Annotated in this window: 13 protein-coding genes; 10 read left to right on the top strand and 3 right to left on the bottom strand. The window is 38.2% G+C overall.

All coding sequences use genetic code 11. The annotated features are described in order from the left end of the window. Window positions 1-2 precede the first annotated feature (2 nt). A complete protein-coding gene (locus AC1TO5_RS08585; protein ID WP_482062374.1) occupies window positions 3-4,895 on the top strand; it encodes a fibronectin type III domain-containing protein in 4,893 nt (1,630 codons plus the stop codon). Between the two features lie 172 nt (window positions 4,896-5,067). Here the strand turns inward: AC1TO5_RS08585 and AC1TO5_RS08590 are convergent, their stop codons facing one another. Further along, window positions 5,068-6,237 carry an ROK family protein gene (locus tag AC1TO5_RS08590; RefSeq protein ID WP_482062375.1) on the bottom strand — a complete coding sequence of 390 codons (1,170 nt, stop codon included), beginning with the start codon at window positions 6,235-6,237 and terminating at the stop codon, window positions 5,068-5,070. 204 nt (window positions 6,238-6,441) lie between these two features. Between AC1TO5_RS08590 and xylA the strand changes: the two genes are divergently transcribed. The 3 genes from xylA (at window position 6,442) to AC1TO5_RS08605 (ending at window position 10,103) form a co-directional block, all read left to right on the top strand. Continuing rightward, window positions 6,442-7,755, top strand: coding sequence for a xylose isomerase (gene xylA, locus AC1TO5_RS08595; RefSeq protein WP_482062376.1), 1,314 nt, complete (start codon window positions 6,442-6,444; stop codon window positions 7,753-7,755). Window positions 7,756-8,168: 413 nt separating this feature from the next. Next, window positions 8,169-9,665, top strand: a complete 1,497-nt coding sequence (gene xylB / locus AC1TO5_RS08600; protein ID WP_482062377.1) for a xylulokinase — start codon at window positions 8,169-8,171, stop codon at window positions 9,663-9,665. Window positions 9,666-9,764: 99 nt separating this feature from the next. Then, complete coding sequence (locus AC1TO5_RS08605) at window positions 9,765-10,103, top strand: hypothetical protein (protein WP_482062378.1); 339 nt, start codon at window positions 9,765-9,767, stop codon at window positions 10,101-10,103. A 95-nt stretch (window positions 10,104-10,198) separates the two neighbouring features. On the opposite strand, the gene AC1TO5_RS08610 is transcribed toward AC1TO5_RS08605, so the two are convergent. Further along, a complete protein-coding gene (locus AC1TO5_RS08610) occupies window positions 10,199-11,467 on the bottom strand; it encodes a BaiN/RdsA family NAD(P)/FAD-dependent oxidoreductase (protein WP_482062379.1) in 1,269 nt (422 codons plus the stop codon). 181 nt (window positions 11,468-11,648) lie between these two features. Here AC1TO5_RS08610 and AC1TO5_RS08615 point away from each other — a divergent pair, with 181 nt between their 5' ends. From AC1TO5_RS08615 to acpS, 5 genes are all read left to right on the top strand, one after another. Then, window positions 11,649-13,316, top strand: a complete 1,668-nt coding sequence (locus tag AC1TO5_RS08615; RefSeq protein WP_482062380.1) for a two-component system sensor histidine kinase NtrB — start codon at window positions 11,649-11,651, stop codon at window positions 13,314-13,316. A gap of 81 nt (window positions 13,317-13,397) precedes the next feature. Continuing rightward, window positions 13,398-13,832 (top strand): BrxA/BrxB family bacilliredoxin, encoded by a 435-nt coding sequence (locus AC1TO5_RS08620; protein WP_482062381.1) that lies wholly within the window; start codon window positions 13,398-13,400, stop codon window positions 13,830-13,832. A 3-nt stretch (window positions 13,833-13,835) separates the two neighbouring features. Then, on the top strand, window positions 13,836-14,648 hold the full coding sequence (nadE, locus tag AC1TO5_RS08625; RefSeq protein WP_482062382.1) for an ammonia-dependent NAD(+) synthetase: 813 nt from the start codon (window positions 13,836-13,838) through the stop codon (window positions 14,646-14,648). A gap of 174 nt (window positions 14,649-14,822) precedes the next feature. Beyond that, window positions 14,823-17,867, top strand: a complete 3,045-nt coding sequence (locus AC1TO5_RS08630) for an EAL domain-containing protein (RefSeq protein WP_482062383.1) — start codon at window positions 14,823-14,825, stop codon at window positions 17,865-17,867. A 1-nt stretch (window position 17,868) separates the two neighbouring features. Continuing rightward, a complete protein-coding gene (gene acpS / locus AC1TO5_RS08635) occupies window positions 17,869-18,267 on the top strand; it encodes a holo-ACP synthase (protein ID WP_482062384.1) in 399 nt (132 codons plus the stop codon). Window positions 18,268-18,327: 60 nt separating this feature from the next. Here the strand turns inward: acpS and AC1TO5_RS08640 are convergent, their stop codons facing one another. Then, window positions 18,328-18,699: a c-type cytochrome gene (locus AC1TO5_RS08640; RefSeq protein ID WP_482062385.1), complete on the bottom strand. Its 372-nt coding sequence runs from the start codon at window positions 18,697-18,699 to the stop codon at window positions 18,328-18,330. A 224-nt stretch (window positions 18,700-18,923) separates the two neighbouring features. Here AC1TO5_RS08640 and mutY point away from each other — a divergent pair, with 224 nt between their 5' ends. Beyond that, window positions 18,924-20,138, top strand: a complete 1,215-nt coding sequence (gene mutY, locus AC1TO5_RS08645; protein WP_482062386.1) for an A/G-specific adenine glycosylase — start codon at window positions 18,924-18,926, stop codon at window positions 20,136-20,138. The last annotated feature ends 2 nt before the right edge of the window (window positions 20,139-20,140 follow it).

Below are 20,140 nucleotides of genomic sequence, written 5' to 3' on the forward strand. Positions count from 1 at the left end.
ATATGAAGAAAGTAGCCAGTAAATCCATTCTAATGTTGCTCGTACTGCTATTAACACTTTCTTCATTTTCCACAACTATCTTTGCTATTGAAAAGAAGGATGAAAAGGGGGAGATTTTGAATCTCCCTCCTTTTGTGGATTTTGAAGTAAAAGAAAAGCGTAAAGTAGATGTAATTGTAGATGTCGGTAATACGGATTATACGATGGAGCAAGTCAATAGTATGATCAATGAACAGCTTAGACCGAAACTGCAAGCAAGCGGTTTAGATTATAAGGTTCATGTAGAGAAATCGAGTGAAGGTATAACAAAGTATTATTACTTTTCAACAGACCGTGATTATGTAAATTCATCTCCAACTACATTGTACTCTTTTGATATCTTAACGAAACAATTTAAAAAGGAGTATCTTACAAATTATTCCCATGCATGGGATGTTGCATATGATCCTGAAACAACATTATTATTCTCAAGAGAGAATGTTTTTCTTGCAGACCAAACTAAAGTACCACCTGAAAGATTTAGCCCTAATGGATATCCGACAGTAACTTCACGGATGGCAAGTTCTGTAAAAATAGCACCTAATGGGATGGCTATATCACGTAGAAGTTATCATGATCCTTGGAACGACCCTAGATACCTTTATTCGCAAAGAAGCACGACAGATATATTAGAAGCTATTAAAAACGGAGAAAGTACTAAGATGAAAGATCAACATGTAGCCGCTAGTCTGGATTACCCTACTTTTCGTTGGGACCTGATATACTCTGATGGCACGTGGATGTACGACAATATAATAGCAAAAGGTGCTCATGAATATTACTTTGATCCAACAGTGACAACAATCCCTACAAGAAACTACCTAAGAGGTGCTGCAAAAATATTATCTTATTCAAAAGAAACAGGGGAAATTATAATATCACGTATCACATCTACAGGCTCACTTAATAATCCTGCTTATGCTTTAGCTATATATAATCCGACAACAGGTGAGACAAGAACGTTATCTGAAAATCCAGGTAATCTTGGAAGTCAAAGAGGTGGAGTTACAGCTCAATTCTTAGATGGAGTACAACTTGTATACTCCGATTATAGCACGGGATTTAAGCGGAGATATCTAGAGGATTATAGAGATCCATCATCAGAAGTTTCACTGGATTTTTTAAATGATCTCAATTTAAATCAAGGTGTTATCGCTTATATCGGAGATTATATTGTTTTAAGAGATACTAAGTATAGACACTATTTTGTTAATCTAGCGACACAAGAAGTAATTGAAGCATATACTGATGGACAGATAACGTATTCCTCGTTTAAATTTCCCAAATTACCTGATTGGTATACAGCTAAAAAACGATATATCACAGATATACTACAAGAAGTGCCTTATCGTACAGATGCAGAAAAATATTATGTTCGGCTCGATGATTCGGCTATTCCACATTTAGACCGACAAGCTACATTAGGAAATACTATTGCAGAACTTTCGAAACAGCAGATCGATTATATTAGTATCGGCAGCAGCGGTAATGAAGTTGTGACGAATAAAATTCAATCCGCTTTAGGGAAAGGACAACGCTATAATATCAGTGAAATTAATACTGCATTTGGTAGTATTGGTAGCTATATTACAGATAAAAAAGAAGTAGATCTTCATATTTTAATGGCTAATCCAGGTGTAGCAGAAGCAAGCGTTACAACATCAATTAAAGATCTAACCACGCAATTACAAAAATCAAATATTATCGTGACACCTCAATATATCAAAGGTACAAACAGCTCAACATTGTATGAATTATTGAATCAAGTGAATTGGCGTGATGATCGCAACAATTACGTTCTATGGTTGAATCAAGGTACAATGTCAGAATTTAATGATCCGCTTGTCGAAGAAGAGGTTTCATTGCTCTTGAAAGGGAATTATACGTTCTTTACTGCTATGGGAAGTGCTAATAATAAAGTAGCGAATGAAAGCTTAATTGCTTCCAACAATGGCAATGGTTATTTCTTTGCAGGAACAAATATTACTTATATGACAGGCGAGCTGAAGAAGTACGTTGAAGCTACAGCCGTTAAAAATCCAAAACGTGTCTCAGATACATTAGTCTTGAACTATGACAGCACGACAGGCGATTATAGCTCCGATGTAATGATTAATACGTACTATGAGGATTTCGAGAAGGATCGGAAGATTAATGAACGATTCCTCACGACTCATGATCCTAGTGTCTATGAGAACAACACAGGCGTAATGGAAGGAATCGGACAGTACCAGGAGTCACCGACCACCAAATTTACAAAGGTCGGATTGTATGAAATGGTGGTCCAAGTGCAGGATGATCCTACTACCAATACTAAGTTCAGCAATTATAATTTATGGAGTCAAGATTCATTATCTCGCTTAGTGTTATATGTGCATCGTGCGCCAGTAGCCGAGTTTTCCGCTATTGTTAATTCGAGCAGGAGATTAACGATTCAAGATTACAGCTATGACCTAGACCGCTATTCACAGCGTAACAAAGGGGTTACCACATGGGTTTGGAAGTGGAAGAAGGTAGACGATGCAGATTGGACTGTTGGTAAGCCACCTAGTCAACTGCAAGCGAATACCGATTATTTTGTAGCGTTAAAGGTAAAAGATATTGACGGGGCTTGGTCAAGTGAAGTTGTGAAGTATGTGACCACGAATCCATTCAATCAGCCACCAGTTGCTTTGTTCACGATTGATCCGAAGTCAGTCTCCTGGAGCAAGCAAGCTATTGTAACCGATCAATCGTATGATCCCGATGGTGACACCATTACAACAAGAGAATGGAAAGTATATCGAGACAATCAAGTTATTCTAAATAGCGGTACAACCCCTACATTAAATCAAATTAAGGCAGCTACAGTAGCAGCAGGGTTTAATCAATTAGGCAGTTATAAGTTATCGTTGCGTGTGAAAGATGCTGAATTATGGTCAGAAACGTATACCGATTTCTTAGAAGTTGTTAACTTCCCACCGATTGCTGATTTTGAACCATTAGAAGATACGTATCGAGATACGGTGAACAAAGTTACCAATCTAACGGCTAATCCCGATCAAGATAGCGACAATGTAACGTATCAATGGAAGCTCTATTATGGTGATAAATCCTATAATCTAGGAACAGCCCAGCATCCGAGTTTCAAAATTAAAGATAGAGGATTAGGTAAATTAGCCGTAGGTTCATGGCAGCTAGAATTGAAAGCTAGTGATCCATTAGGTGCGAGTAGCTATATGACTCATGCATTTAATGTAGTCAACCAAGTGCCAACCACGACCATTACAAGCGGTCGTTCTACAGGATACATTAATGAACCGTATGCTTACACCTCTAGCCGATCCGATGCCGATACGGAAGATGTTGCAAGCCTACAGACCTTTTGGAGATTAACGTCACCTTCAGGCAAAGTAAGGGAATGGTACACGCAAAACATATCTATTACTTATGTTGAAAAGGGATCTTATGTATTAGAAAATTGGGTAGTGGATCAATTGGATGCGAAGAGTGAAATCGATAAAAAGAACATAACGATTTTGAATCTAGCACCAATACCAGGCTTTACGATGAATCCGAATCCTACGTATCGAGGGGTAGATATTAATTTTGTGAGCAAAGCTACTGATTTGGATGGATATGTTGATAAGCAAAAATACGAATATTTAGCAGACGATGGCTCTATTATTACATTAAGCTCAAGTGGCGATTTCACAAGATCATTTCAAACAGTTGGCAAATTGAATATACAACAAACGGTAACCGACAATGACGGTGCGACCGCATTGATTGTGAAACCGATAACTATTATTAATCGTCTTCCTAACGTTGAAGTTACTACTCCAACTGCAACATCCCCCGCGACTGCTACCACCTTCACTTCATTAACTCCTACAATACACTGGAAAATGACAGATGCAGATAACGATCCGCAAGTTAAGTATGAATTAGTTTTGAAATCTATTAGTGGAGCGATATTGCAAACGTCATCTGTTGCTACAGGTTCAGCTCAATCATTTATCATTCCTAGCAACTGGAATCTTATTGAAAATACGGTATACCGAGTTAGTGTTAGATCCTTTGACGGCTATGATTGGAGCGTATATGCAACCGATAAATATTTCAATATTATAACGAATCAGCCGCCAACAGCAGGATTTACATGGTCGCCAGCTACCATTTGGGAAGGTGATCATATTCAACTCAAGCATCAAGTGGATGATCAAGATGGAGATATGCTGCTTGTTCGCTATAAAGTAACCGCGCCAGATGGAACGATTGCAATGTATCCGCAAACTAGTAACTATTCACTAACAAAAGCTCAATATAGTAGCGATGCATTTAGTATTCATAATGCTGCAATAGGAAAATATAAAATTGAGCAAACGGTATCCGATGGGAAGAGCGCTACGGTGCTGCTCACTCAATTCATCACTGTTAATGAATTAGATCTCATTGGAGAAGTTGTCCATACTGATCTATGGGAGCAATATAGATTAAGCTACAATCAATCTGCAACAACGAATGGTGCTGCTATATGGAATAGCGATCAATTTTATGGGGGTGAAAAATTCATACTGAAGGCAAGCACGACAAATACAGGGGCGATAGACTCAAGTTCAAATTCAACAGGGATTACTTATGCAAGAGAAGTAACTGTTTCGCTACTTAATAAATACGGTACGACTCTACTTCGTCAAAATGCTACGAAATGGACAGGTGAACTATGGCATATCGAATTTTCAGATATGAAGAAAGGGATGTATGATGTAATCTTTGTGGCGACTTACTCTAATGGCGTCGTAAAACAACATACCGTCACTATAGAAATTATCGGTAAAGCATCATCATTCGTAAGTCTCCATCGTTGGAAGTAGACAAGGAAATAGGTGAGATAAGGGAAGACATGCGCTATTGAGTTTCTAATTTAAGCGGGAGTAACGAGGATAGAAATAAACAAAATACAAATGGGATACTCTAAGGTAATTCATCACCTTGGGGCATCCCATTCTGCGTTTTTGTACTTAATGTATCCTATTCAGTGTAAGCCTATTGATGCGTCGCCTTAAATTGTTCAAAAAAACGATCAATCGCATAGTATGCGGCACCTCGAACAGCAGACAGTTCCTGTAGCTCAGCAAATAAAAACTGGAGCTGCTCTGTATGGAACGAAAGTGCCCGTTGTTGCACTGTTTTCTCGATCGATGGCATAATCCATTCTGCTGCTCTACTCATCCGATTGCCAATCATCACGCTATCTGGATTCAATGTATTGATAATATTGGCAATTCCGATGCCGAGGTAATGTCCAATCTTCTCGAATAAATGCAGTACACGCTCATCACCTTGTTCAGCTGCCTGTATCAATTCATCAAGATGCTCAAAGCCATATTCAGAAGCATCCTCTAGCAAAGCTTTTTCTGAAGCATATAATTCCCAACAGCCTAGATTGCCGCAGGTGCACTCTTTACCGTTGAAATCAATTGATAGATGACCAAGCTCGCCAGAAAAGCCAGACGTACCTTTGTAAAGCTCTTTATCGAGAATGATTCCCGAGCCAATACCATAGCCGACGCTAAGATAAATTTGATTGCGTATCCCTTTGCCCGCACCATATTTTTGCTCACCTTGAGCACCAGCATTCGCTTCATTATCGATAATGATCGGGTAATCAAACCGTTCCTCTAGCATTTGCTTAAGTGGAACTTCGCGCCAATTCATATTCGGTGCGAACAAAATTGTGCCATTTTGGTCTACAATACCGGGGACACCGACACCGATCCCGACGATACCGTAATTACTTGTTGTAGCTTGTTCTATTAATGTGTCGATGCTCTGAATTAATGCATCAAATGCTAGCTCACGTTTCTGGTTAGTCAGCTTTTGATAGTATTCCTGTTCAATGTTTCCGTTAAGATCGACTAGGACACCGCGAATATAATTGACGCCGAGATCGATGCCTATCGCATAGCCAGCTTTATCGTTAAATAAGAGTAAAACAGGCTTACGACCACCGCTCGATTCACCAGGGCCGATCTCTAGTACAAGATTATGCTCGATTAATTCGGCTACTAAATTAGAGACAGTCGCTTTATTTAACCCTGTTTGTTCAGATATTTGAGCACGAGAAAGTGGGGCGTGCTTACGAATACAATTCAAAACAATATATGAATTCAGTTTTTTGACTAAAGCAAGATCACCTGTAGATTTGGCTTTCAAAGTGAAACCTCCGTCCGAAAATATAATACTGAAAGTAGTATAGCATAAAACTTTGTTTATTTAATAGACAAACTAAGTATTGTTATGTTATTGTTATATCAAGGTTGCTAGATAAAGCGATTTCAATACTGAATTTTTGAAGTCACTATCTAGTCAGATATCAATTTATTCAATTAAATTATCTATTTTAGGAGGATTCATTATATGACTTATTTTACTAGCTTTGATAAAATCCAATTTGAAGGTAAAACTTCTAAAAATCCATTCGCATTCAAACAATACAACCCAAGCGAAGTAGTTTCAGGTAAAACTATGGAAGAACATCTTCGTTTTGCAGTTGCTTACTGGCATACATTTAATGCTAACGGTTCTGATCCTTTCGGTACTGCTACAATGATTCGTTCTTGGGATAAATTCGATGGTCTTGATCGTTCAAAAGCACGCGTAGAAGCTAACTTTGAATTTATGGACAAATTGAACATTCCTTACTACTGCTTCCATGACGCAGATATCGCTCCTGAAGGTGCAACACTACAAGAAACAAACAAAAACATCGATGTTATCGTTGCTATGTTGAAAGACTATCAAAAACAAACAGGCAAAAAGCTTCTTTGGAACACAGCTAACAACTTTACAAACCCTCGCTATGTACATGGTGCTGGTACAGCTGTTAATGCTAACGCTTATGCTTTTGCAGCAGCTCAAATTAAAAAAGGTCTAGAAGTTGGTAAAGAACTAGGCGCTGAAAACTATGTGTTCTGGGGCGGTCGTGAAGGTTACGAGTCTCTTCTTAACACGAATATGTCTCTTGAGCTTGATAACCTTGCTCGCCTATACCAAATGTCAATTGACTATGCTAACGAAATCGGTTTTGACGCTCAATTCTTAATCGAGCCTAAGCCAAAAGAGCCAACAACTCACCAATATGATTTCGATGCTGCAACTACAATTGCATTCCTACAAAAATACGGCTTACAAGATAAATTCAAACTTAACCTTGAAGCTAACCATGCTACACTAGCTGGTCATACTTTCGAGCACGAAATTCGTGTTGCTGCAACTAATGGCATGCTTGGATCGCTTGATGCTAACCAAGGTAATATGCTTCTTGGCTGGGATACAGATGAGTTCCCAACTGATCTATATGCTACAACGCTTACTATGTATGAAGTTCTTAAAGCTGGTGGTATTGGTCGCGGTGGCGTTAACTTTGACGCTAAAGTTCGTCGTACTTCCTTCGAGATGGATGATCTAGCTCTAGGACATATTGCTGGTATGGATAGCTTCGCATGGGGCCTAAAAGCTGCTGCGAAACTAATCGAAGAAAAAACTTTCGATAGCCTAATTGATGATCGTTATGCAACATTCACAACTGGTATCGGTGCAGATGTTGTTGCAGGTAAATCTTCTCTTAAAGCTCTTGAAGCACATGCATTAACAAACCCAGTTGTTGATAACAGATCTGGTCGTATCGAGAGATTGCGTCTACAATTAAGCGAAGCAATTTACAGCGTTTAATAGGAAGATCAAAAAGCGGACTTTGATAACGATGGGGATGCTAACGTAGCTTAGTCGACATCGCATCTGAAGCGAACTTGGAAAGTGCGGTTCGCGTGTACGTAATCATGTACACTTGCGCTTCCGCCTTTCTCAAGTAACGCTCCACCTGCTCGGTTTTGAAAGCCCGCTTTTTGACCCTTTATTGGAAGTGGAAATTCAAAAAGCGGACTTTGACCCTTTATTGGAAGCTTCGAACAATTGACGCTCGTGTACTTGTATCGTACACATTGCTAGGTTTTGTTACATTGCTTTGATGGCTATGAGTAAATGTAAAATATATGAGACTTACTAGATAATGCTTCCGAAGCGATTTTCGTTTCAGGGAGCATTATCTGAAATTAGAGACAAAAAGTTTTAGGAGGTTACAGTCAATGAGCTATGTTATTGGTGTTGATTTGGGTACGAGTGCGGTTAAGACGTTGCTCATGGATCGTAAAGGTAATATTGCAGCGGAAGCTACTCGTAGTTATCCTCTTTTCCATGACCGCCCAGGCTATAGCGAACAGCGTCCTGAGGATTGGGTAACTGCAACGATTGAAGCGATGAATGAAGTAGCTTCTGCAGAAGGTATTGATGCATCGACTATTGAAGGAATTAGCTTCTCGGGTCAAATGCATGGTCTTGTGCTATTGAATGAGGCTGGCGGCGTTGTACGTAATGCCATTCTTTGGAACGATACACGTACTACAGCAGAGTGCCGTGAAATTGAGTCGGTACTTGGAGATACATTACTTAGCGTAACGCGCAACCCAGCGCTTGAAGGATTTACATTGCCGAAAATTTTATGGGTTCGTAAGCATGAAAAAGAATTATTTGATCAAGCTTCGATCTTCTTATTGCCGAAAGACTATGTACGTTACCGCTTAACTGGTGAGTTGCATATGGATTATTCCGATGCAGCTGGTACATTACTATTAGATGTAGCTAGTAAAGTATGGAGTAAGGAAGTATTGAAAGCATTCGATCTTCCTGCAAGCTTCTGCCCTCCACTTGTAGAATCACATGGTCTAGTTGGTACACTTCTTCCAGAGGTTGCTACTGCATCCGGACTATCTGCATCGACTAAAGTATTTGCAGGTGGTGCTGATAATGCATGTGGCGCAATCGGTGCTGGTATTTTATCGGAAGGATTAACGCTTAGCAGTATTGGTACTTCTGGTGTTATTCTTTCTTATGAGAACGACAAGGACAAAGATTTTGCAGGAAAAGTACATTTCTTCAACCATGGTAAGGAAAATTCATTCTATGCAATGGGTGTAACGCTTGCTGCAGGCTATAGCTTGAGTTGGTTCAAGAAAACATTTGCTGCAACTGAGTCATTTAACGAAATGCTCGCAGGAATTGAAGACGTTCAACCAGGTTCGAACGGGCTTTTATTTACTCCATATCTTGTTGGTGAACGTACGCCACATCCAGATGCTAACATTCGTGCAAGCTTTATTGGTGTAGATGGTTCTCATGAGCGTGTTCATTTTGCACGTGCAGTTATGGAAGGAATTACATTCAGCTTGAACGAATCAGTTGATATGTTCCGTCAAGCAGGTAAAGTTGTTGATAAAGTCGTATCGATTGGCGGCGGAGCACAAAATCCAGTATGGTTACAGATGCAGGCTGATATTTTCAATGCCACTGTTGTTTCACTTGAGAACGAACAAGGTCCTGGTCTAGGTGCAGCGATGCTTGCAGCATATGGATGTCAATGGTTCACTAGTCTTGAGGAATGTGCAAGTCAATTTGTGAAGCATGCGGATAGCTATGAACCTAATGCTCAAGCTGTTGAACAATATGCAGGTTTATTCCGAATTTATCAGCAAATTTATGCGCAAACCGTTTCTATTAATGAACAGCTTGTTCCATTCCGTGGATAATTCATATGTATAAAAAGCTCCTTCTTGTTGGATAACTAAGATACATCCCGAAAGCTATATGCTCAGGAATGGACTCATCCAATAGAAGGAGCTGTTTTTATGTCATCACCGACGGCGATTGTATTTGATTTCCCTGATGAACAAAGTACGTTAAATGCTTTTTCTTTGTTACAAGAGCTAGGATATGATCCCTCTTTACATGATGCAACGAGATTACATATTCATGTTATTAATGAGGATCTTACTTCGGCACTTGAGATTACTCAGGCCAATGGAGGTACACTAGTTGAACAAGCTCATATTCAAGATGAACTGATTGCTTCAACTGCGTATGGACTTGATGCGATATTAATTCCTGCATATGTTGTTAATGAAGATTTAATTGCCGAAGAGGATGGGCTGCCAACGATTGAGGGTCTTTCATCATTTTCAGGGTAGTTCAAAAAGCGGATCTTTTGAACTTTCACGCAATAACAGGCTGTAGTATTGAAGGAGTGAAAAACCTTCAATACTACAGCCTGTTTAATTTATTATTATTGTAAAGTTAAGCTTTCAGCTGCATCTCGACCAGCATTATAGCCTGTCGTAAATGCCGCGGTAATATTGTAGCCGCCAGTGTAGCCATGAATATCAAGAATTTCACCACAGAAGTATAACCCGCTCATCAGCTTCGATTCCAATGTACTTGGATTAACTTCCTTCAAAGAAACTCCCCCACCTGTAACAAAAGCTTCCTCAATCGATAAGGAATCATGAATTCGGATCGGAAAGGCTTTAATAAGATTGGCTAGCTCCAGCCATTCCTGCTTTGGAATATGATCGAAAGTAATCTCTTCTTGTAAATTCGCTCGTCGCATCAATAGTGGAATCATTCGTTCGGGAACAAATGATTTCAGAACATTTTTCACCATTTTCTTGGCATCACTTTGACAAAGTAGATAGGATTGATCATGGACTTCCTGTACTGTTAACTCAGGCTTAAGATCAACGGTTAAGCGAATCGGCGTACCTGAACTTTTCATCAATTCTTTAACGACAAATTGACTACAGCGCAGTACAATTGGACCGGATATTCCAAAGTGTGTAAAGATCATATCACCTTGATGTGTAATAAGCTTCTTTCCCTTTAAGCTCCAAACAGAAAGTGTAACATCACGTAAAGACAAACCTTGTAATTCTTTATCTGTAATATAATGCTCTCTGGACGTAAGTGGAACTTCAGTTGGGAATAACTGGGATATTGAGTGGCCTGCATCCTCTGCCCATGCATAACCATCTCCCGTTGAACCTGTGTGAGGGACTGATTTTCCGCCAACAGCGACAATTACTTTTTGACAATGAACGATTTCTCCCGACATTAGTCTGACACCAGTCACTTTACCTTCTTCATAAATGACTTTAGCAACAGGACTATTGACTTTAATATGAACACCGAGTCTACGAACTTCTCCAACTAAAGCATCAACGACCGACTTTGCTTTATTAGATATTGGGAACATGCGACCATTATCTTCCTCTTTTAAGGCAATACCAAGCGATTCAAAAAATGCCATAATATCGTAATTACTGAAAGTAGCTAAAGAACTATGTAAGAATCTACCATTTCCTGGGATATTCTTAATTAATTCATCAATATCTTTTGCGTTAGTTACATTACATCTTCCGCCACCAGAGATGCCTAATTTTCTACCAAGCTTGTCTCCCTTATCCAAAAGCAAGACATTAGTACTGTTTTTTCCAGCTGCTACAGCTGCCATTAGTCCAGAAGAACCGGCGCCGATAATAATAATATCGTAATACATATTAATCCTCATTTTCATTTATTATTAAAAAATGTCGAAAAAGCAAATAAAATGCATATAATTATTTTGGCTATAAATGTAAGAATTATAACCAAAGATGCTTGTAATTGTGTATACTAGATATTAACATAAATCGAAGCGATAGGCGAAGTAATGTTAATTTGCTAGAGGAGGATTCTTGATGCTTTATGCGATTGTATCATATGCTATTGTTACTACTTTACCCGCTGCATACATGTACTTCTACCCTACGAATGCTAACTCTGAATCTTCACGCAAACTAACTGTAAGTGCAATCTCACTCTGCTCATTCATCATACAAACTCACTATATGCTGGATGTAAATAATCTTCAATACTGGTTTGCAATGGTTCCATTATTTTTCACTGGCCTATATGCAGGGAAGCATTACCTTGCAATGGTCGCAGTTGGCGCAGTGTTGTTTCATCTATTTTATTATACCTCGGGTTTAGAATTTCTTATCTATACCACCTATGTGTTTATTATCTCTATAGTAACCTTCACCATATACTATAAGTATCAAACTTTACATAATATCGGGAGAATTATATTAATAATGAGCAGTGTTACAGTAGCCGGCATACTATGCATACTTCTTTATATACAAAGTGCAGGTCCACTCATGGTTAACAATATTGTATATACATGGTGGGAACAAATCGAATATGGACTACTATTTTATAGCTCGCTGCTGATTTCAGTTGTGGCACTCATTAGACAAGAGGATAAAGACCGAATAATTACTTTATATCAATCATTGAACCGTACTTATCATCATGAATTAAGCACATGGATTCAAGTCATAAAAGATGCACCTTTTGCTGTAATGAATGTAAATGTAAATAATGAAATTATATATGCAAACAACAAAGCCTATGAGGAGCATTCGCTTCTCCAGAGTGTAAGATATAAATTGGATTGTAATCTAAAACTTGATGATGTACTTCCTTCATCTAACAGCTCGTCTGTTACACAACTTGTTGAACAAGTATTTTTGAACAAAATAGCAGCTAATATTACTCAATTTGATGGTGAGAAATGTTATATGTACTCTGCGTTACCAATTTCCACTCAAGATAATAAGAAAATGATAGCGGTCTCATTATTTGTGCAAGATATAACGGAGTTACATATTCTTCGTCATGAAATAGACCATATGGATAGATTAAGCTTAGTTGGCCAGATGGCGGCTAGTATTACGCATGAAATACGTAATCCAATGGCAGTTATTCGCGGATTTGTACAGTTACTCGAAGAAAAAAGTGGTTCTAAGGGGCATGAGTACTTTCGTATAATTATAGATGAGCTTGATCGAGCAAACGCGATTATAACTGATTTTCTCGCGCTAGCACAGCAACGTGAAGTCAAAAAAGAGTTCCAACAAATTAATAAAGTTATTGATGATTTATCTCCGCTGCTGCTTGCTGATGCAAATCTTAGAGGTCAGACTATGGAAATTACATTAGCTGAACAGCTTCCGCCTATTTCGATTAATGAGCGAGAAATTAAGCAACTTATGTTGAATCTCTCTCGCAATGCGATGGAAGCTATGGATCAAGATGGTCATTTACATATTAGTACGACGCGATGTAGTGAAGGGATATTACTCTGCGTATCTGATCTAGGTCCTGGAATATCTGACGATATGAAAATTAAAATATTTGAACCGTTTGTCTCGACGAAGGATACAGGAACTGGATTGGGACTTCCCTTATGTGCAGATATTGCAAAACGCCATAATGCCCATATTAAAGTACTAAATAATAAAGAACGAGGAGCCATTTTCCAAATTTTATTTCCGATTGAGAAACAGCAATTAAGCTCATAATATAAGCTTAATGAGTTGCACTGTTTCATGCTCGGAAGGTATAATGAGAGTCAGATACAAAAAACTAAGGGAGTGTTATGGATGTCCATGTCATTTGAAAGATATATGTTAGATATGATTCAACCAATGCGAGATGATCTTACTAGCGTTGGTATTACAGAATTGCGTACGGTAGAAGAGGTGGAAGCTAATCTTCCTACAGCAAAAGGAACTGCTCTTGTTGTTATTAACTCAGTATGTGGCTGTGCTGCTGGTCAATGCCGTCCTGGTGTAGCTGATGCACTTCAACATGCAGTAACACCTGATCAATTATTTACTGTATTTGCAGGTCAAGATAAAGAAGCTACTGCAAAAGCACGCGAATATTTCGCTCCATATCCACCTTCTTCACCTTCAATTGCGCTAATGAAGGATGGCGAATTAGTATACTTTATCGAACGACACAGTATTGAAAATCGTTCTGCTGCTGATATATCTGCTGATTTGACTGCAGCGTTTGATAAATTTTGTGGTTAATATATGAGTACATTACAAACGCAAATTATTGAAAGATTTGGCGTTAAGCCTAGTATTAATGCTGCTGAAGAAGTTCGTAAGCGCGTTGACTTCTTGAAACAACATGTTCGTAATACAGGGACCTCTGGATTGTTAATTGCAATTAGTGGTGGTCTTGATAGTGCGGTTGTAGCAGGACTATGCAAACAAGCTACAGATGAACTAAGCAGTGAAAGTGGAAAAGAGTACATCACACTTGCTGTATTCCAACCCTACGGTGAGCAATCCGATATTGCTGATAGCTATGCTGTAGCTGAAGCATTTAATCTTACGCATAAAGTTGAAACAAATATTGAAGAAGCTGTTGATGAAATTTCATTAGAGGTTGAACATGCCTTCAAATCAGTTGGAAAACATCAGCATATTAGTCGCAGTGGAAAAGGTAATGTGAAGGCTCGCACTCGTATGGTCGTTCAATATGCACTAGCATTTGATATGAATTTACTTGTTGTAGGCACTGATCATGCATCAGAAACGATTACCGGATTTTATACAAAGTGGGGCGATGGGGCAGTAGATATCACACCACTTAGTAGCTTGAACAAGCGACAAGTCAATCAAGTAGGTGCATACATTGGTGTGCCCGAATCAGTTCTTATTAAAGCGCCAACTGCTGGATTATGGGATGGTCAAACAGATGAGAACGAGCTTGGTATAACGTACACACATAACAATGATTATTTGGAAGGGAAAGAAATTCCAGAGGATGTACGTGAGAAGCTTGAAAAACAATACTTAAAAACAGAGCATAAAAGATCGCTGATTCCAGGGATCTAGACGACAGAGCCTATCGCATACTTAGCGATAGGCTTTTTCTAACAAAAGAAGTTTATGCAGTGAAACGCTTTCAAATTTCGCTGGAATTCATGAATTTTATACATTAGCCTTACATAATATGCTATACTTCTTACTAATATTAGAAATATTATGGGGATAAAAGGAGGAACTCAAATGCAGCGTCAACGAACAATCGGCGTCTTAACTCCTTTTCTAGGCGGAAATTATTATACAGAAGTGATCCAAGGTATTCAATTTACTGCTAGAAAACTTGATGTAAATCTAATTATTATTCGTACAGGAGGTAAATACTTTGATGTTCCGATTGGAATGGACAAAGTAGATGGCTGGCTTGTCGTTAATTATGCAGTGGAAGATCATTTTTTGAAGCAACTTGAAGAAATATATCAAAAACCTATAGTGACAGTGGCCAAAGATATTCGACAGTTGAATATGAATGGTGGAATGGTCGTAGTTAATAATAAAAAAGCTGCAAAAGAAGCTATTTTTCATTTACATAAACATGGTCATACCAAAATTGGTTATTTAGGAAGTATGACGATGGATGATATGAAATATCGTTACGATGGTTATTTATCTGCTATGCAGGAATTAGGATTAGAAGTAAAAGCGAATTATATATATGATTCTGTTGATATGAGTGTATTTGGCGGCAAACAAATCGCAGAGAGAATCATCAGTGAAAAATTCCCAATGACGGCTGCGTTAGTGGGTACAGATCTTTGTGTATTTGGGATGATTGATAAATTACTTGAAAAAGGATATAGCGTGCCGGAGGATATTGCTTTAATCGGCTTCGATAATTCTAGTACCGCGCGACACTCTGAAATTTCAATTACTAGTTTTGAACAGAATCTAGATCTTATATTAATAAAAGCGATCGAAAACTTATGTCAACGGATCGATCACCCCCAAACATTTAAGCTGGATGTTATCGACGGTACACTTATTAGACGTCAATCCTGCGGTTGCGGGATCGAGGAAGGTAATGAAACTAACGAGAGTAGTATTATCCAAGTAGAATACGCCAATCATATTAATGCTTTACGTACTGAAAATAATGTTAACTATGAATTTAATCGTTATATATTAAGCCACAGTTTTAAACATGTCCGTGATATTGCAGATTTAATCGATAATTATTTTAATTGGGGTTCGATTACTGAGCAACAAGGATATAACGCTCAGCAGCAGCCTCATTTGATAATGAAAGAATATTTTAATTTTACAACTAGAAAAAACGAACTTAAGCAAATTAAATTGAAGCAATATGAGACATTGCCAGCTCACCCACCAATATTCTCATCGCAAAGTTTGAAATCTGATAATGAAATAATTTATGTTCTTCCTTATAGACAAACTCAAAATAATTGGAGCTTACTTTCATTCGGTACATCTCATGAAAAGACGAATCAGCGAACTTCTGAATATATGAGAATTGTACATTTATTTGATATTGTATCTAACACAATTGATAGACTTTCATTATTAGATGAATCAGCAACACTTAGACAAAAGCAGCAAGAGTTGTCTGAACGACAAGATGTGATTACTCGATTAAGCGATGATATTTTATTTGAAGTGAATTTTGATAAGAAAAAAGTATGGTTGAATCGTAATCTTAACTTCAAAGTAAAACCAACAACATTTTTAGGGCTCGAGGAGTTCGTCCACCCTGAAGATGTGAGTTTGCTTAAGAAGCACTTTTATGAGCATTTCCGCGATAACAAACCTTTCTATATAGAATTAAGAATTCAGATTAATAATGGTCCATATTACTTCGCAATTATTAGCGCTGAAAGTACGAGAGATCATGTAGGAAATATTCAAAAATTAATTGGTACGATAAGGGATATTTCAAAGCTGCGTATTAGTGATGATGGCAATGAATTAGCACATGGACTTGTAAATCGCAGAAGATTTTACGAGGAAATTAAACAGGTTATTCAAGCAGGGCATCGTGAATTTGCGCTATGTGTGTTAGATATTGATAATTTTAAGCTTATTAATGATTTATATGGGCATCATGTTGGCGATGATATAATAGAAACGTTGTCAGATGTGCTTACTCGTTGTATTAAGCAAGGGGATCATATTTCACGTTTTGGTGGAGATGAGTTTGTAATTTTGTTCCAATTCGATCAAGTTGAGGAGATTGATATTTTCGCAGCACAAATATCTGAAGCAATTTCTCAGCGGATTGTAGGTATGAATCGTGATATCAATTTATCGGTTAGCGTTGGGATTAGTTTATATCCAAGTGATGGACTTGAGTACGATGAGTTACTGAAAAAAGCAGATATAGCGCTATATCAAGTGAAGCATAATGGTAAGAATAACTTTATGAGATATGAACCATATATGATTAATTATCAGCAAGACAAACGTAAGATGGAGAAAATATTGCGTGAAGCACTAGCCAAAGAGCAGTTTCTGTTAGTATTTCAGCCACAAGTGCATGCACGTTCAAAGCGAATATATGGGATTGAGGTACTGCTTCGATTACGTACGGAAAGTGGTGTAATTTTATCACCAGATAAATTTATCCCGATAGCGGAGTCTGTTGGATTAATTGTACCGATTGGGGCATGGGTCATCCGAGCGGCTTGTATACAGGGGATGGAATGGATTAGACAAGGCTATGAACCAGTTAAAATTTCAATTAATATATCTGGATTGCAATTGAAATCTATTCAATTCATGTCCTCGGTACGAGCTATATTAGAGGAAACTGGAATGAATCCTGCACATTTAACATTTGAAATTACGGAAACTACGATTATCGATCAATCACATGTTGTGTTGAATGTTATTGAGGAGATCAGAAAAATAGGTATCTCTGTAGCTATTGATGATTTTGGAATTAGCTATTCATCATTATCCGTGTTGAAAAATTTTCCAATCGAAATTTTGAAAATAGATAAAAGTTTTATACGTGAAATGGTTACAGATGACAAGGGATATAAAATCGTTAATGCGATTATAAATATTGCAAAAAGTCTAGATCTACGTATCGTTGCAGAAGGTGTAGAAGATAGCACTCAATTGGAGCTATTAGACGAATTAGGGTGTCATTACATTCAAGGTTTTTACATAAGTAAACCAATTAGCAAAGAAGAGATCATTTACTTTTTACCGAACAAACCGATATTAGCAAATATGCTATACAACCAAGAGCAAAAGGATGGAGCACGCTAGAATGATTATTGGCATAGGTCACGATCTGACGGAACTTTCACGAGTAAGAAAGCTGCTAGCGGGAACGATTGGCGAGAAGTTTCTACATCGTATTTTTACCGAGCAGGAATATGTGGAGCTTAGTGCAACAGTAGGCGAGGTACGTAAAGTTGAATATGTAGCAGGTCGCTTTGCCGTGAAGGAAGCGGTAAGCAAAGCTTTTGGCTGTGGGATAGGCTCGAAGCTTGGCTTTCATGACATTGAAATTAAGCGAAGTGTCAATGGGAAACCCGTTTGCAGTGTTACAACAACAGCACTAGAAGCGCTTGGATATGGAGATATGAATCTTGACATTCATGTTTCCATCACCCATGAACGAGAGCTTGCTTCAGCATTTGTTGTCGTTGAAAGTAGACCGTAATTAGTAAGGGGTGCATTAGAAGATAATCTTCTAATGCACCCCTTACATGTTTTCATAATGTTATTGCTTAGATAACCAAGCAGCTAATGAATTGATTTCTTGCTCGGAGAGCTTATCTTTGAATGGTTGCATGATCTCACCACCATTAGTAATCGTTGCAACAATATCATCGTAGCTCAGTGATTCATAGATTAGCTGTAAATTAGTTTGTTCACCCATCTTGCCAGAAAGATCAGTAGCATGACAGCTAATACATCGAGCTTTATAAATCGATTGAACTTCACTTGAAGCAGTTGAAAGTGAAATCGGCTTCGAGGATTGTTGTTGCCCATTTGAAGATGAATTTGAGCCTTGCTGTCCACATGCTGATAAAATAACGCTAACGCAAATAATGGTACAAGCTACAGACATAATAGTTTTCGCGGCTTTCATTGCTAACCTCCTACAACTTTTCATAATCTCCCTGAAGTACTTCTAGTTAATGAAAAGTACTTCGGAAGGAAATACTACAACTTTTTGTTACCTACTTGAAGTGCTTCCTGCCAACAAAAAGTCGCTTCGGAAGCAGAGCTTACTCAGAAATGATATAATATATAGAGATAAATCTATTATAGATGAATACTAATGCAAGTACACAAGGGATGGTAGTACATTACATGACAATATTAAGTGTTGAACAGATAAAAGAAAAATACGGCTTAGACATACTAGAGTGGTATTTTCATATACAGCGCGATTTGCCTTGGCGTCAAAATCATGATCCGTATCGTATATGGGTATCAGAGATTATGTTACAACAGACTAGAGTAGATACAGTAATTCCTTATTATAATACATTTATGGAGAAGTTTCCTACAGTACGAGCGTTAGCGGAGGCACCGGAAGATGAAGTGTTAAAGTGCTGGGAAGGATTAGGCTATTATTCACGCGCTCGTAATTTGCAAGCTGGAGCACGTATGGTCATGGAGCAATATAACGGACAGGTGCCAACAACTGCGGAAGAAGTAGCGAAGCTTAAAGGTGTTGGACCGTATACTTGTGGAGCGATAATGAGTATAGCGTACAATGAGTCCGTACCAGCTGTTGATGGCAATGTTATGCGTGTCCTATCACGATTTTTCTTGCTTGAGGATGATATCGCTAAGGCATCGACAAGAATAAATATCGAAAAACTAGTTTTAACGATGATTCCAGAAGGTAAAGCCCGTTACTTTAATCAAGCACTAATGGAGCTTGGCGCGTTAATCTGTTCTCCGAAATCGCCTAGCTGTCTAATCTGTCCTGTTATGGAGCATTGCGAAGCAAGAATTCAAGGCAGAGAACTAGAAATACCAATCAAGACAAAAGCAAAAAAAGCTAGAGTTGAGTATAGAGTTGCTGTAATCGTAGAAGGAACTGGTGAGAATGAAGGTAAGATTCTTATTCGTCAGCGTCCTAATGAAGGATTGTTAGCAGGAATGTGGGAACTACCGCATACACTAATTGATAATAGTAATGCTATTTCATTATTCGACGCCGAACCGAAAGAGCAGCCTGAACTAGGCGCAGCTATTTCCTCTTTCATCTATAATGAGCAAAAGCTGCTAGTACGTCCGTATCAATGGTACAGTGATGAAGAGCATATATTTAGTCATATTCGCTGGAAGATGCGATTTTATAATGCTGATATGGATGGAAAATCAGAAGTTTCACAGATAAATGAGTATTCGGAACAGCTAGTTGCTGAACGAAGTGAACCGTACAATAGTGAGGTTGCTACTGATAACGGGAGTCAATATCGATTTATTAATGAGGCGGATATGAATACTCTTCCGTTTCCGAATTTATTTTTGAAAGTCATTCAGAAATATTGGAAGAAGAAAGAGGAATAATA

This window comes from Paenibacillus sp. Y930 (genome assembly GCF_056786375.1).

Coding starts and splice junctions, on each gene's coding strand:
- AC1TO5_RS08585 (WP_482062374.1), top strand. CDS start 3: ATGAAGAAAGTAGCCAGTAAATCCATTCTAATGTTGCTCGTACTGCTA.
- xylA (WP_482062376.1), top strand. CDS start 6,442: ATGACTTATTTTACTAGCTTTGATAAAATCCAATTTGAAGGTAAAACT.
- xylB (WP_482062377.1), top strand. CDS start 8,169: ATGAGCTATGTTATTGGTGTTGATTTGGGTACGAGTGCGGTTAAGACG.
- AC1TO5_RS08605 (WP_482062378.1), top strand. CDS start 9,765: ATGTCATCACCGACGGCGATTGTATTTGATTTCCCTGATGAACAAAGT.
- AC1TO5_RS08610 (WP_482062379.1), bottom strand. CDS start 11,467: ATGTATTACGATATTATTATTATCGGCGCCGGTTCTTCTGGACTAATG.
- AC1TO5_RS08615 (WP_482062380.1), top strand. CDS start 11,649: ATGCTTTATGCGATTGTATCATATGCTATTGTTACTACTTTACCCGCT.
- AC1TO5_RS08620 (WP_482062381.1), top strand. CDS start 13,398: ATGTCCATGTCATTTGAAAGATATATGTTAGATATGATTCAACCAATG.
- nadE (WP_482062382.1), top strand. CDS start 13,836: ATGAGTACATTACAAACGCAAATTATTGAAAGATTTGGCGTTAAGCCT.
- AC1TO5_RS08630 (WP_482062383.1), top strand. CDS start 14,823: ATGCAGCGTCAACGAACAATCGGCGTCTTAACTCCTTTTCTAGGCGGA.
- acpS (WP_482062384.1), top strand. CDS start 17,869: ATGATTATTGGCATAGGTCACGATCTGACGGAACTTTCACGAGTAAGA.
- AC1TO5_RS08640 (WP_482062385.1), bottom strand. CDS start 18,699: ATGAAAGCCGCGAAAACTATTATGTCTGTAGCTTGTACCATTATTTGC.
- mutY (WP_482062386.1), top strand. CDS start 18,924: ATGACAATATTAAGTGTTGAACAGATAAAAGAAAAATACGGCTTAGAC.